Here is a 14,684-nt window from a genome sequence, read left to right on the forward strand (position 1 = left end):
CCGGACCCGCCCCCTCCGGCCGCCCCCGTCAGCACCGCAGGACGACCACCGCCGACTCCAGCTCGTCGAGGGTGCGCCCGCTCAGCAGCCAGGCGTGCAGGCAGGACGGCAGGAGCAGGCGCTCCTCGTCCCGCACGCTCCCGCCCCGCACGGCCGGGTCCGGCACGGTCGGGCCCGGCACGGTCGTGTCCCGCACGCTCCCGCCCCGCACGGTCGGGTCCGGCACGGTCGGGCCCGGCACGGTCGTGTCCCGCATGGTCCCGCCCCGCACGGTCGTGTCCCGCACGGTCGTGTCCCGCACGGCTCCGTCACCTGACGCCCCGTCCTGGCCCGCCCCGTCCCGGACCGTCCCGTCTCGTACGGCCGTGTGCGTCCGGACGTGGTGGACGGCCGCGCCCGGTCCGCCGAGCGCGACCGCCCAGCCGCCGTCCGTCCGCGCTGCCGCTGCCAGCAGGCAGCCGCTGTGGGCGGCGGCCAGTTCGACCGCGGCACGTGCGGCACGTGCGGGCGGCCGCGGTCGGCCGGCCACGAGGACGTCCGCCTGACCGCACAGGTCCCGGCCGTGCCGACCGCTCAGGCCGTCCCACCGAACGGCTCCGTCCCACCGACCGGGTCCGTCCTTCCACCGACCGGGCCCGTCCCGCCGACCGGACCCTTCACTCCCACCGCACACGCCGTCCCGGCCGCACCCACCGTGCCGCGGGCCGTCGACGTCCACCACCAGGTGCTCGTCCACCGGCACCGACACCGGCACCGTCGGCACCACCCGCACCTCCGACAACACCGGCACCTCCGACAGCACTGGCACCACCGGTGCCACCGGTGCCCCGGGCTCCTCGACGCCCCAGGCCAGCAGGGAGCAGCCGGGGGCCGCCCCGGGGTCCGACCCGCGCCCGCAGCCGGTGCCCCCCGCGGACCCGGGCCCCCGTGCGGAGCCGGCACCGCGGGCGCCCCCGCAGTGGCCGGTGCCGTCCGAGCCCCGGGCGACCGCGGTGCCCGGCGCCCCCGCGGGCAGCACCGTCACCGCGAGCAGCGGCCGCCCCGTCGTGCCGTACGGCTGTCCTGCCGGGTCGTCCGGCCGCCCCACCGGGCCGACCGGACGGCACGCGCGCAGCGTGCCGGGGCCCGTGGTGCCCGAGGGGCCCCGGGCCTCGCCGCGCCGCTGACGCAGCGCGTCCTCCAGCACGCGCTCGGGCACCTCGCCCAACAGCGCCACCACGACGAAGCGCGTCACGCCGGCACCTCCCCCCGGCCCGCGCCGCCGGGCGTGTGCGCCCAGTTGCCGGAGGTCGTCCAGGAGTCCAGCGCGGGCGGCAGCGGCAGGGGGACGGTGACCGGTTCGTGGGCCGGCTGGCCGAGGCCGAGGAGCCGGTACATCAGACGGCGCATGTTGCGGTTGAACCGGCCCGGCTCCGACGTGATGCGGGCGGCGATCGCCGCGTACTCGTGGCTGCGGTACTCGTCCAGCGCGTACGCGAGCTGGGTGGTGAGCGGAACGGTCGGGGTGAGCGCGGGTGCGGTCATGGCGAGGGCCGCGGCGGGCGAGTCCGGATTGATCTCCTGCTCGGGCGAGGCGGCCAGCAGGATCGGGGCGCCGGTCAGCGTGCCGTAGAGGGTGACGGAGCCGTGGTCGCCGATGATCCAGTCGCCGGCGAGCAGCACCGGGCGCCAGTCGGCCTCGGGCGGCACGACGGACACGCCCTGCCGCGTGCAGTGCGCCAGCCAGGTTCGCACCTGCCAGGGGCTGTGCCCGGCCCACACGTTGGGGTGCACCAGTACGGCGATGCGGTACCGGTCCACGGGCAGTTCGGCGGTCAGCCGCGGCAGCAGCGTCTCGATCCGTCCGAACGACGAGTGCGGGCCCCAGGTGGAGACGGCGACGACCAGGTGTCGGCCGTCGTCGAGACCGAGCGCGCGCCGGTACGCGGCGCGGTACGGCAGGCTGGCCGCGATCCTGTCGTGCACCGGGTCGCCGACCACGCTGGCGACGGGCAGCGCCTCGGGGCAACTGCGCGCCAGGGCCCGCAACTCGTCGCTGTGCGGTACGACGAGGGCCGCGGGCAGGGTCCGGCCGTCCGGCACGATGTCGCGCCGGCGCAGTCCGGCGACCCCGGCCTCCGCCGGGCCCGCCTCCGTGATCCGCTTGAGGTAGGCGGCCCCGTGCGGCAGCGCGACCAGCGGCGCCCTGACCTCGCAGACGCCACCGGGTCCAGCGGCCAGCGCCAGGTCGAACGTCATGCGGGTGACGGCCTGCCAGGGCAGTACCGCGCTGCCGAGCGCCGCCAGGAAGCGGGGCACCTCGTCGCCGAAGACGTGCGGCGGCGCGGTGAACAGCACCTGGATCCGGAAGTCCGCCTCCAGCAGTGCGAGGACGTCGAGCAACCGCTTGACGTAGGTGATGGTGTGCACGATCGCCAGCACTCGCCGGCCCCCCACCTTCGTCAGCCACTGCCGCCCGGCCGGGGCCGGCCGGCCGGGCGGGGCGGCGGACCCGCCGACTGCACCGGCGGGCCGGGCGGGGGCGGCCGCGCAGTGCTCGGTGCCCGGAGCGGACCCGTTGCCGGTGCAGACGGGGTGTCCGGAGCGCCCGGAGCGCACGGTGTGGTCGACGTGACCCGCGTGACCGGCGTGACCGGCGAGCCCGGCCTGACCGGCGTGGTCGACATGACCGGCATGATCGGCCTGACCGGCGGGCTCGGCCTGACCGGCGTGATCGGGGTTTCCGGGGCCTCCCGGGCACCCGGGGCTCCGGGTACCCCCGGCGCCTCCGATCTCTTCGAGGCTTCCCGACGGTGGAGGCACCGGCGGTGCTGTGGGCGTGTTCCAGACGGACATGGTCGATCCCCCGTGCTTTCTCTGCCTGTGTGCAGAATCGGTTGGGATGGGTTCCGGTTGTGTTTCCGGTCGCACGGGTCCGTGCGCGGTGGACCCGCTGAAGGGGTTGTCACCACCCGGTCCGACGGATTGCCTGCCAAATGCTCGCGCGGCCCTTGCCGACACCTTGCAGAAACCTTGCACGGCCCCAACTCCTGGCGTACGCCCGCGCGAACGGGGCGCCCACGCCCTCGGGGGCGATGCGACGGCGCACTTCCGGCCCCTTTGACCGCTTCGAACGAGCCGGGGCCGCCCCTTCGCGCATACGCGCCCGCACCGCACACCGGGCGGCCGGCGCAAGCCGGGATCCGTCATCCGGTGCGGCACGCCCGGATAGCGGAGCGGCACGGCGCACCGGCCAAGTGCCCGCGCGCTCCGGTGTCTTGACGCGCCTTTGGGTGAACCACCACGATGCGGGGGGTGATGGGAGCGCTCCCATCACCCCGGCGTGTGGGACCGGCACCGCACGGTCACCGCGCCGCAGCACCCCCTGGCACCCCTGGCACCGCCGTCACGGCACCACGCGCCACACCACGCACGCGCAACAGACGCACGCGCCGCCCGCACTCGTACCAGCAGCACCAGCAGCACCCACACCCACTGCGCAACCCCGCACCCGCCACGCACCAACCCGCCGACCCGCCCACGCGCCCGCCCACACCCCCGCCCCGCCGGCGAACACGGCGCCGCTGCCCTGCGGATGCCGTCCGGTCACCGAGCAGGGCGCCGGGCAGGCGCCGGGCCGGACGCCGGGCAAGGCGCCGGGCACGGCGTCACGCAGGTGTCGCGCACCACCGCCCGCCCGTTCCGTCACCTCCGGAAGGATCCGACCGTGACCCAACGCCCGTCCAAGGAAGCCGCCACAGCCGCCCGTGTGCGCCGCAGGCGGAGCGGCAGACCGGTGTTCCGCCTCGTCGCCGCGCTCGTCTGCGCCGGTCTGACGGCCGGTGCGCTCGCCGGCAGCGCGTCGGCGGTGCCCGCAACGCCCGCCGCCGGCACCGAGGAGATCGTCAACGGCGACTTCTCCGGCGGTGCCACCGCGCCCTGGTGGTGGACCGCGAACAACCCGGCCTCGGTGGTCGACGGCCGGCTCTGCGCCGATGTGCCGGGCGGCACCACGAACCCGTGGGACGCCATCATCGGGCAGAACGACCTGCCGTTGGCCGCGGGCGAGACGTACGCGCTGACGTACACCGCGAGCGCCACGGTCCCGGTCACCGTCACCACCAACGTCCAGCAGGCCGCGGAACCGTACACGCAGTACTTCACCTCGGCGGACCAGCTCACCTCGGAGCCGAGGACGTTCGCGGAGACGTTCACGGCGAAGACGGACGACGACGCGGCCCAGCTTGCGTTCCAGATCGGCGGCAGCGACGAGGCGTACACGTTCTGCGTGGACGACGTCTCGCTGACCGGCGGCGCGGAGACGCCCCCGTACGACCCCGACACCGGCTCCCCGGTCCGGGTGAACCAGGTCGGGTACCTGCCGGACGGTGCCAAGAAGGGCGTCTACGTCACGGACTCGACCGAGCCCGTCGCCTGGTCGCTGAAGGACGCCCGCGGCACCCAGCGGGCGAGCGGGCGCACGACGCCGCTCGGGGTGGACGCGTCCTCGGGCCAGAACGTGCAGTCGTTCGACTTCAGTGGTGTCACGGCGCCCGGCGACGGCTACACGGTCACGATCGGCGGCGACACCAGCGAGCCGTTCGCCATCGGCTCGGACGTCTACGCCGAGCTGCGCAAGGACGCGTTGCAGTACTTCTACGTGGAGCGCAGCGGCATCGAGATCCGCGGCGACCTGGTCGGCAGCGCCTGGGCGCGGCCCGCCGGGCACCTGAACGTCGCGCCGAACACCGGGGACAACGGCGTGACCTGCGTCGCCGCACAGCCCTGCGGCTACACCCTGAACGCGGCCGGCGGCTGGTACGACGCCGGCGACCAGGGCAAGTACGTGGTCAACGGCGGTATCGCGACGGCCCAGTTACTGTCCGAGTACGAGCGGACGCTGACCGCGCCGGGCGCGTCGAAGGCCGCGCTGGGCGACGGCAGCCTGCGGGTTCCCGAGCGGGGCAACGGCGTGCCGGACATCCTGGACGAGGCCCGCTGGGAGCTGCGGTTCCTGATGTCCATGCAGGTGCCGCAGGGCCAGGCCCTCGCGGGCATGGCGCACCACAAGCTGCACGACGCGCAGTGGACCGCGCTGCCCACCCAGCCCACCGCCGACGACCAGCCTCGCGAGCTGCACCCGCCGTCCACGGCGGCCACGCTGAACCTGGCGGCCGCGGCGGCGCAGGGCGCCCGGCTCTTCAGGAAGTACGACCCCGCGTTCGCCGACAAGCTGCTGGCCTCCGCCCGCAGCGCGTACAGGGCCGCGGTGGCGCACCCGGCCGTGTACGCCCCGGCGTCCGACTCGACCGGCGGCGGCGCGTACAACGACAACAACGTGACCGACGAGTTCTACTGGGCCGCGGCGGAGCTGTACCTCACCACCGGCGAGTCCTCCTACCGCTCCGCGGTGCTGGGCTCGCCGCTGTGGGGCGAGGGCGAGGACGTCTTCCCGCAGGGCGGCTTCTCGTGGGGTTCGACGGCGGCGCTCGGCGCGCTGGACCTGGCGACGGTGCGCGGCGGCCTCACCCGCACCCAGCTCGCCGAGGTGCGCGGCGAGGTCACGCAGGCGGCCGACCGTTACGCGGCCGACGCCGCGGACGCCGCATACGGGATGCCGTACGCCCCGGAGGGCGGCCACTGGGTGTGGGGCTCGAACAGCCAGGTGCTCAACAACGCGGTGGTGCTCGCCACGGCGGCCGACCTGACCGGCCGGCAGAAGTACCGGAACGCCGTGCTGGGCGCCGTGGACTACGTCCTGGGCAACAACCCGATGAACCAGTCGTACGTGACCGGCTTCGGCGAGCGCTCGACGCAGAACCAGCACAACCGGATCTACGCCAACCAGCTCGACCCGGACCTGGCCCATCCGATCGCCGGTTCCCTGGCGGGCGGCCCCGACGACTCGCTCGAGGACCCGAAGGCGGAGCAGAAGCTCGCGGGCTGCGTGGGCGCGATGTGCTACATCGACGACATCGAGTCGTACTCGACCAACGAGCTGGCGATCAACTGGAACGCGCCGCTGTCCTGGGTGGCGTCCTACGTGGACGACCTGGGCGGCGCCGGCACGAGGGACTGGCACGGCGGTCACGGCCCCCGGGGGTGAGCCGGGGCGCGCGGCACCGCGCCGCTGAGGGCAGCGCCGCGGTGCGCCGCTGAGGGCGCGCGAGAATGCGCCGCCGAGGCGCGCGGCACCGCGCCGCCGAGGCCGTGCGGTACCACGCCGCTGGGGATCGACGGCCGGAGCTGTCCATGGGGACCGCTCCGGCCGTCGCTCTGCGTGAGCACCCGGTGCGCGGTGCCGGGCGGGCCGCCCGGCTCCAGTACAGTCGCTTCCGTCTTCCCCGCGGATAAGGACGGAACGCGTGAGCGCCATCAGTACGGGCCAGGCCACGGTCCTCGGGATCGTCGAAGGGATCACCGAGTTCCTTCCGGTCTCCTCCACCGGCCATCTGAAGATCACCGAAGGGCTGATGCACATCCCGGTCGACGACAAGGCCGTGGTCGCGTTCACCGCCGTGATCCAGGTCGGGGCCATCGCCGCCGTGTTCGTCTACTTCTTCAAGGACATCGTGCGGTTCACGAGGGCGCTGCTGCGCGGCATCGCCAACCGTGAGGAGCGCTACCACCACGACTACAAGTTCGCCTGGTGGGTGATCTACGCCACGATTCCGATCGTCGCCGTGGGGCTGGCCGCGAAGCCACTGATCGAGGGGCCGCTCGCCTCGCTGTGGGTGGTGGCGGGCTCACTGATCGTGGGCAGTGCGGTGATGTGGGCCGCGGACCAGATGGGCCGGCACAAGCGCGGCGAGGACGACACCTCGTTCAAGGACGCCATGCTGGTCGGCTGCTCGCAGATCCTGGCGCTCCTCTTCCCCGGCTTCTCCCGCTCCGGTGCCACCATGTCCACCGGCCTCATCCTCGACCTCGACCGGGTCGCCGCGACGCGTCTGTCGTTCTTCCTCGGCCTGCCCGCGCTGACCGGCGCGGGCGTGTACGAGCTGAAGGACGCGGTGGGCGGCGGTGCGCCGGTGATGCCGCTGGTGGTGGGCACGGCCGTGTCGTTCGTGGTGGCCTACGCCTCCATCGCCTGGCTGCTGAAGTTCGTGGCCAAGCACTCCTTCAACGCCTTCGTGCTGTACCGCATCGTGATCGGCGTCCTGCTCTTCGGGCTGCTGGGCATGGGCGTGCTGGACGCCTGAGCGCGGCGCGGGCCCGACGGCACGGGGCCCGCGGCGAACCGGGACCGAAGGGCCCGCTGCCGGTGATGACGGCAGCGGGCCCTCCGCTGTGCGGTGGCCGGCCCCGCGGTGGGGGCCGCGCACGCCCACCGCCCGGCACCGTCACCGCCCGGCGCCGTCCACGTGTGACGCCGTCCACGTGTGACGCCGTCCGCGCCCGGCGTGTCAGCGGGTGTCGCGACGTGTCGGCGGGCGCGACGAGGGCGCGCCTGACGGGGCAGCGTGACGTACCCGCGCCTGACGAGTCAGCGTGTGACGTTCACCACCGGCAGGTCCTGGCCGGCCTTGGAGATGAAGTAGTCGTTCGGGGCGGAGAAGACCGCGAAGTCCTGGTAGTAGTCCTGGACCTTGAGGCTGACGGTGAAGTTGCCGTCGGCGTCGGCGGTGGTCTGGGCGTTGTACTCGTTCTCCCAGTTCCCGCGGAGGAGGACCCGGGTGCCGGCGACCGGGCCGTGACCTTCGGGGAAGATCACCTTGCCGGTCACCGTGAGGGTGTCGCCGGCGCGCACCTTGGTCCTGTTGACCCTGTAGGTGATGCCGCTGCTCACCGACGGGGTGTTGACGAGGGTGTCACCGAAGACGATGTCCTGGTCGGTGGGGTCCTCCGGCGGGTCGTAGGACGCCCAGAACTCCACCTCGTGCAGCGGGGTCAGGAAGGGGCTGGGCGTGCTGTCCCAGCGGTCCGCCGTGACGTCGGGGAGGGTGAAGCGGCCGTTCTCGTCGGTCCGCACGGTGCCGAGGCCCCTGCTCTCCCTCTCGACGGGGTCGATGGGGTCGCCCCACGGGTTCCAGGTCTCGAACAGGACACCCTCGCCGACCGACACCGGGGCGTCCGCGACGGGGGTGCCGTCGTCACGTGTCAGCACACCGCCGACGTCGACCGTGCGGTCGGTGAAGTCGGGTGAGGCGGGGTCGGTGGAGAGCGCGAGGTGGTAGCCGGCCGAGGCGGACGCGGCGGACTCGGCGGAGGCCGCTGAGGTTGCTGAGGTCCCTGAGGCCGCGGTGGGCTCGGCGGTGAGCGCCGTGGCGGGCAGGACGCCGGCCGCGGTGGTGGCCAGGGCGAACAGGACGGTCGCGGCGATGCGCGCCGTGGTGGAACGTGTGTGCACGTGAACTCCGAGGTCGGGCGGCCGGTTCGTTCCGGCCGACGGTGCCGCCGGCAAGCCGGCACACGTTGGACACCCGGTGGGCGGGGGGTAGTTGTAGCCGTCGGCAGGAATGCACAGGTGGGACACCTGGAGTTGGGTGCCCGTACGCCTCCCGTTGACGGTGGCCCGGCGGGCGCGGGACGGATACGGGGCCCCGGTCGCCCGGTGGGCGCGGGACGCGTGCGTGGCTCCGGCGGACCGGATGCTGGCCCTGGCGGGCCGGGTGCGGGAGGGGCGCCGGGGACGGTGCGGAGGCCAACCGGAGCGCGGGCACCGGTTCTGGCCGCGTCTGGCGGGAACTGTGCGGTGGGTGCGGCAGTCTTTCCCTACGTGGCCAGTCCTTCGCTGCGTCCCGCAGCACCGCCGACCGATGTCACCGGGACCATGGTGGTCTGCGGTGACGACACCCTGGCGCACCGGCTCGCGGCCGAGCTGCGCGGCCTCTACGGGGAAACGGTCACCCTGGTGGTGCCGGGACCGGGCCGCGACACCGGGCAGCCGGCCACAGGCAGGGCCCGCACCTCGATGCTGTTCGGCCGGATATCCGCGGCCGTCACCCGCGCCGCCGGCGGCGCGGGTGCCGCGACGGCCGGGTCGAACGGCTCCGGCGGGTCGGGTGCGGGCGGGTCGGGCGCGGGCAGCGCGGGTGCGGTCGGCCCGGGTGCGGTCGGCTTCGCGGGCCAGGGCGTGCAGGCCGCCGACCGGATCGTCGAAGCCCCGGAGCTCACCGAGGAGGTACTGGCCGAGGCGGGTGTGGAACATGCCGCCGCCCTCGCCCTGGTCCATGACGACGACGAGACCAACATCCGTGCCGCGCTCGCCGCCCGCCGCCTCAACCCGCGCCTGCGCCTGGTGATCCGGCTCTACAACCGCCGGCTCGGCCAGTACCTGGAGGATCTGCTCGACCAGGCCGCGGCGCTGGCGGCGCCCGGCATGGACGCGACGGAACTGGACGCCTCCACCACCGTCCTGTCGGACGCAGACACCGCCGCACCCGCGCTGGCCGCCACCGCGATCGCCGGGTCCAGCAAGGTCGTCAGGGCGGGCGGTCTGCTGCTGCGGGCCGCCGAGGTCGATCCGGGGCACGGGGAGGTCGCCGAGCAGGGGCTGTGCACGCTGGCCCTGCTGTCGTCCACCGCGGCCGACCCCGCCGGCGCCGAGGGCTCCGACATCAGCGGCACCGACGGGCCGATGCTGCTGCCGGACGAGGAGTCGGTGGCCGCGGCGCCCGGCCGCGGCACCGTCGTGCTGCGCACCCTGGCGCACACGGGGCCCGCGCCCGCGCGCGGCCGCCGCGTGCCGCTCGGCTGGTTGCTGTCGCGCCGGCTGCGCTGGTCGTTCACCGTGCTGGTCGGAGCGGTGCTCGCGCTCGCGGTGGCATCGATGCTGACCACCGGCGACCACCCGTTGCACGCCATCTACCTCACCGTGCTCGACCTGCTGGCCATCAACGACCCGGCGACCGACGGTCCGGCCGCACGGCAGATCCTCCAACTGCTCTCCGGCGTGGTCGGACTTCTGCTGCTGCCGGTGCTGCTGGCCGCCGTCCTGGAGGCGCTGGGCAGCTTCCGCAGCGGGCCCGTGGCCCGCCGCCCGCCACGCGGTCTGTCCGACCACGTGGTGCTGCTCGGCCTCGGCAAGATAGGCACCCGGGTCCTGCTGGAGCTCAGGAAGCTGAACATCCCGGTGGTGTGCGTGGAGGCCGACCCGGAGGCACGCGGGCTCGCCGTGGCACGGCGGCTCCGGGTGCCGGTGGTGCTCGGCGACGTCACCGAGGAGGGCGTCCTGGAGGCCGCCAAGATCCACCGCGCGGGCGCGCTGCTCGCGCTCACCAGTCTCGACACCATCAACCTGGAGGCCGCCCTCACCGCCCGGTCCGTCAAACCGCAGCTCAGGGTGGTGCTGCGACTGTACGACGACGACTTCGCCACCGTCGTCTACCGGACGCTGCGCGCCGCACACCCCGGGGCGCTCACCCGCAGCCGCAGCGTCTCCCACCTCGCCGCGCCCGCGTTCGCCGGGGCCATGATGGGACGCCAGATCCTGGGCGCCATACCGGTCGAGCGGCGCGTGCTGCTGTTCGCGGTCGTCGACGTCGCGGGGCATCCGCTGCTGGAGGGCCGCACCATCGGACAGGCCTTCCGGCCCGGCCAGTGGCGCATCCTCGCCCTGGCCGCACCCGACACCGCCGAGCGCCCGGCCTCCGCGGACCGCACCCCCGACCTCGTCTGGGACCTCGACCCGAAGCAGCAGCTCGGCCCCGGCGACCGGGTGGTGCTCGCGGCCACCCGGCAGGGCCTGGCCGAGCTGCTGAAGCGGCGGGCTCGGGGGGCGGGAACGCCTTGATTCAACGGTGTTGCGTCGGCGGTAGGTCCGACGGCACCGTACGCGTCGCCGACGACCACGTGGCACGGCGCCCGACGGACCGGTCCCCCGACCCGCCGCGGTGCGCGAGGGGTTGACCGACGCGGGACGCTGCCCTAGCGTCCACCCCGGCCACAGCATCTCGAACAACGTTCGATATCTCGACTACCGTCGCAGCCGTCCCGCACCGCACCGCAGACAGACCCAACGAGCCGTGCCCGCTGATCACCATGCCGGTGAGTCCGGCAGCCCCCCACAGAGTTGATCCGGTACCACTACTCCCGATCGAGGTCAGTAGCGTGATGACGATTCCCTGGCGGCGCCATGGCCGACCGCGCACGCGCGTGGTGGCCCAAACGGTTCTCTCCCTGGTCCTGGCCGCCGCCGTACTGACGGCCGGGCACACCTCCTCCCACGCACGCGTCGCGGACGCGGGCATGGCGGCGCAGGAGGCGCAGGACGCGTCGGCCGACGCGATCAAGGCGGTGACCGCACCACCGATGGGATGGGCGTCGTGGAACACCTTCGCCGCAAAGATCGACTACAACGTGATCAAGGCGCAAACGGACGCCCTGGTCTCGTCCGGCCTCAAGAACGCCGGCTACCAGTACGTCAACATCGATGAGGGCTGGTGGCAGGGCACCCGGGACTCCGCCGGGAACATCACCGTCGACACCGGCGAGTGGCCCGGCGGGATGAAGGCCATCGCCGACTACATCCACAGCAAGGGCCTCAAGGCCGGTATCTACACCGACGCCGGCCGCGACGGGTGTGGTTACTACTACCCCACCGGCCGCCCCGCCGCCCCGGGTTCGGGCAGCGAAGGCCACTACGACCAGGACTTCGCGCAGTTCTCCCGGTGGGGCTTCGACTTCGTCAAGGTGGACTGGTGCGGCGGCAACGCCGAGGGACTCGACGCCCCCACCTCCTACCGGGCGATCAGCGACGCGATCGGGCGCGCGACCACCCGGACCGGACGTCCGATGCTGCTGTCGGTGTGCAACTGGGGCAACCAGAGCCCGTGGAACTGGGCGCCCGGCATGTCCGCCATGTGGCGCACCAGCCAGGACATCATCTACTACGGCGAGAGCCCCTCCATGGACCGCGTGCTGAGCAATTTCGACAGCGCCCAGCACCCGGGTGCGCAGAGCCCCGGTCACTACAACGACCCCGACATGCTGATCGTCGGCATGCCCGGCTTCTCCGCCGCCCAGAACCGCACCCACCTGAGCCTGTGGGCGATCTCCGGAGCCCCGCTGCTGGCCGGCAACAACCTCGCCACGATGAGCGCCGAGACCCGTGCCATCCTGACCAACCGCGAGGTCATCGCCATCGACCAGGACCCCCTGGGCAGGCAGGGCACCAAGGTTGCCGAAGACCGCTCAGGGCTCCAGGTCTACAGCAAGGTCCTCGACGGCACCGGCAAGAGGGCCGTCGTACTGCTCAACCGCACCGGCTCCACCGCGGACATCACCGCACGCTGGTCCAGCCTGGGCCTCAACGGGCCGGCGACCGTGCGCAATGTGTGGACCGAAGCGAACGTCGGCAGGTTCGCCGGTGGCTACACCACCAGCGTGCCCGCGCACACGGCCGTGCTGCTCGCCGTCACCGCGGCCGGCTCCGGCACAAGGTCCGGCTAGTGCCGCGTCAGGCAACGTTCTCCCCGCATCCGACCACGGTTCTCCGTGGCCGGATGCGGGGAGAAGTCGTCGAGCACGATCGCGACACGGAGCTTCAGCGGGTGGCGGCTGCGCGGGTGGCGGCAAAACGCACAAAAGATCGAATGCGCTAAGCTGAGCACCGCAACCTTCGGTTTTTCATTTTAGTGTGCCAGGGAGAAGTTCGGTGAATTTTGCGCAACCATTCGGCGAGCGAAGTGAATTTGACAAACTTGTCATCCGGACGCACTTCGACGACGAAAACGCCTGGCAAGAGGTTGTGGTTGCGATGGACGAACCATGGGACGACGGGGAAGCGGATTCCACCAGCCATGTGGTTGACGACCGCGCATGGGCAGGAGCCACAGTCGATCAGGTCAAGGCCGCGGTCAGGGAACAGGAACCCGACCTGCACGTCGTCTTCATCGCCGATGAAGTGACGATGCAAGCCGATCACCACGCCCTGTTGGCCGTCAACATGGACGACGAACCAAATTACCTGGACAAGGAATACGACGTCGAGCACGGCACAACCTTCGGCCGCCAGTTCCGCATTGCACCGAATGAGGCATCGGGACTCGACTGCAACCTGATGCTCGGCAACATGGATTACGAGGATTGGGCGGAGACGGCAGCCCGTAGTGCCGACGGAGTGTTTCACTGCTGGCCGTAGCGGAACCAAGTCCCGGGAGCCGATCGCAGGACCCGTCGTTCCCGCGATCGGCCCCCAAGGACGTTCACGGCCGAGACGCCGAGGACCACCCCGGGCGGCAGGCCCACACGGCGGTGTCCGCGGTGCCGCCGCCCACGTTCCCAGGAAGAGTCGCACGGGGGGCGTTTTCCGTGTGCTGTCGCTCACGAAGGAAGCGCCCTGCCCCTACGCTGGTTGGTGACGAAGCCGCAAGGAGGGCGAAGCCGTGACTTCCTCAAAGGGCACTCCTGATCCCTACGCACATCCGCTGGCCTTCGGACAGCGACTGAAGCTCCTCCGCCAGCGCAAAGGCATGACACGGAATCAGCTCGGCGGCCTGCTGGGGCATACCGGTTCATGGGTGAAGAGCGTGGAAAGCGGCAGGCTCCAGACCCCGAAGCTGGATGTCGTCCTTCGAATCGCGGAAGTCCTGCGCGTCAGCAACCTGGCGGATCTCACCGGTAACGACGTCCCGGTGGATCTCTTCTCCGGACCAGGGCACCCCCGCCTGTCCAAGGTCAAGGCGGCCGTGGACGCCTTCCCGTTGGCCGACCACGAGCAGGCACCACCCGTCGCCCATCTGAGGGCGCGTCTCGACCTGGCCTGGCAGGCACGCCACAAGGCCCCCGACCACCGGGACGTGATCGGCGCACTCCTTCCCGACCTCATCCGCGACGCCCAGGCCGCAGTAAGGCAGGCGGAGGGTTCCGACAGCCGCCGCACAGCACAGGCACTGCTCAGCGAGACCTATTCGCTCTGCCAGTTCTTCGTCGCCTACCAACCGGATGCCGCGCTCCTGTGGCGCGTTGCCGAACGGGGCCTGATTGCAGCTCAGGAAAGCGAGGACGTGCGGGCCATCGGTGTGGCCGCCTGGCTCGCCGCCGAGGCCCACCGGGATTCCGGGCCTGCTCATTTCGACGCAGCCGACGCCATCGCTCAACAGGGACTGGCCTACCTGGCGCCCCTCCTCCCCGACGCTCCCGCCGACGTGCTGGCCATCGCGGGCGCGCTGACGTTCGGGGCCGGATACACCGCGGCACGCCGCATGGAGACGGGCACGGCGTGGCGGTACTGGGATCAGGCACGCGCCATGGCCGACCGTCTGCCGGGCGACTACTACGACCCCATCACCTCGTTCTCCAAGGCGATCATGGGTGCGCACGCCGTCACGATCGCCGTCGAGCTGCACGCCGGTGGAGAGTCCGTGCGGCAGGCCGCGACCGCGGACGCCGTCACGATCCCGTCCCGGCCGCGTCGTGCCAGGCACCGCATCGAGGAGGCCCGCGGCTACCGTCTCGACGGCCAACCGGACGTGGCACTCGCCATGCTGGACAAGGCCCACGAGGCAGCCCCGGAGACGATCAAGTACAACGGCTACGCGAAGTCGATCGTCCTGGGGGAGACGGAGTCGAAGGTGCCCGCCCGCCGTCGTCGGGCTTCGCAACTGGCCGTCAAGATGGGCATGCTCACGGCGTAATCAAGGGGGCACAATCTGTGCCTCCTCTTTTGTGCGTCCACTCCTACCGTCGTAGCGCACCCCGGCGACCGAACAGTGTGCGCCCTCGCGAACGCGGCCGACTCTGCTGCGCAGACGGCGCCGGTA

At 72.5% G+C, this 14,684-nt stretch carries 8 protein-coding genes and 1 pseudogene; 6 read left to right on the plus strand and 3 right to left on the minus strand.

Annotated features, from left to right (window positions below):
* Window positions 1–28: 28 nt before the first annotated feature.
* On the minus strand, window positions 29–1,234 hold the full coding sequence (locus IE313_RS00615) for a hypothetical protein (RefSeq protein ID WP_189928866.1): 1,206 nt from the start codon (window positions 1,232–1,234) through the stop codon (window positions 29–31).
* Window positions 1,231–2,412 carry a hypothetical protein gene (locus IE313_RS00620; protein WP_229924316.1) on the minus strand — a complete coding sequence of 394 codons (1,182 nt, stop codon included), beginning with the start codon at window positions 2,410–2,412 and terminating at the stop codon, window positions 1,231–1,233. The genes IE313_RS00615 and IE313_RS00620 overlap by 4 nt, the downstream gene beginning before the upstream one ends.
* A 1,363-nt stretch (window positions 2,413–3,775) precedes the next feature.
* On the opposite strand from IE313_RS00620, the gene IE313_RS00625 reads away from it, so the two are divergent.
* Together IE313_RS00625 and IE313_RS00630 are read left to right on the plus strand one after the other, a co-directional pair.
* Window positions 3,776–6,085: a glycoside hydrolase family 9 protein gene (locus IE313_RS00625; protein WP_229924317.1), complete on the plus strand. Its 2,310-nt coding sequence runs from the start codon at window positions 3,776–3,778 to the stop codon at window positions 6,083–6,085.
* Between the two features lie 259 nt (window positions 6,086–6,344).
* On the plus strand, window positions 6,345–7,181 hold the full coding sequence (locus tag IE313_RS00630) for an undecaprenyl-diphosphate phosphatase (protein ID WP_189928868.1): 837 nt from the start codon (window positions 6,345–6,347) through the stop codon (window positions 7,179–7,181).
* A 284-nt stretch (window positions 7,182–7,465) separates the two neighbouring features.
* On the opposite strand, the gene IE313_RS00635 is transcribed toward IE313_RS00630, so the two are convergent.
* Entirely contained in the window at window positions 7,466–8,329 is an 864-nt protein-coding gene (locus IE313_RS00635; RefSeq protein ID WP_189928869.1) for an acyl carrier protein, read from the minus strand.
* Window positions 8,330–8,752: 423 nt separating this feature from the next.
* Between IE313_RS00635 and IE313_RS00640 the strand changes: the two genes are divergently transcribed.
* From IE313_RS00640 to IE313_RS00655, 4 genes and pseudogenes are all read left to right on the plus strand, one after another.
* On the plus strand, window positions 8,753–10,714 hold the full coding sequence (locus IE313_RS00640) for an NAD-binding protein (RefSeq protein WP_189929255.1): 1,962 nt from the start codon (window positions 8,753–8,755) through the stop codon (window positions 10,712–10,714).
* A gap of 320 nt (window positions 10,715–11,034) precedes the next feature.
* Window positions 11,035–12,342, plus strand: a pseudogene (locus tag IE313_RS00645) (glycoside hydrolase family 27 protein); the annotation flags it as partial.
* Between the two features lie 235 nt (window positions 12,343–12,577).
* Window positions 12,578–13,063 carry a DUF6924 domain-containing protein gene (locus IE313_RS00650; RefSeq protein WP_189928870.1) on the plus strand — a complete coding sequence of 162 codons (486 nt, stop codon included), beginning with the start codon at window positions 12,578–12,580 and terminating at the stop codon, window positions 13,061–13,063.
* 244 nt (window positions 13,064–13,307) lie between these two features.
* The gene (locus IE313_RS00655; RefSeq protein WP_268256674.1) at window positions 13,308–14,558 is read left to right on the plus strand and encodes a helix-turn-helix domain-containing protein; all 1,251 of its coding nucleotides are present in this window, start codon (window positions 13,308–13,310) and stop codon (window positions 14,556–14,558) included.
* Window positions 14,559–14,684: the final 126 nt, after the last annotated feature.

The sequence above is a fragment of the Streptomyces sulfonofaciens genome (genome assembly GCF_014656295.1).
GTDB classification, from domain to species: domain Bacteria; phylum Actinomycetota; class Actinomycetes; order Streptomycetales; family Streptomycetaceae; genus Streptomyces; species Streptomyces sulfonofaciens.

Coding starts and splice junctions, on each gene's coding strand:
- IE313_RS00640 (WP_189929255.1), top strand. CDS start 8,753: ATGGTGGTCTGCGGTGACGACACCCTGGCGCACCGGCTCGCGGCCGAG.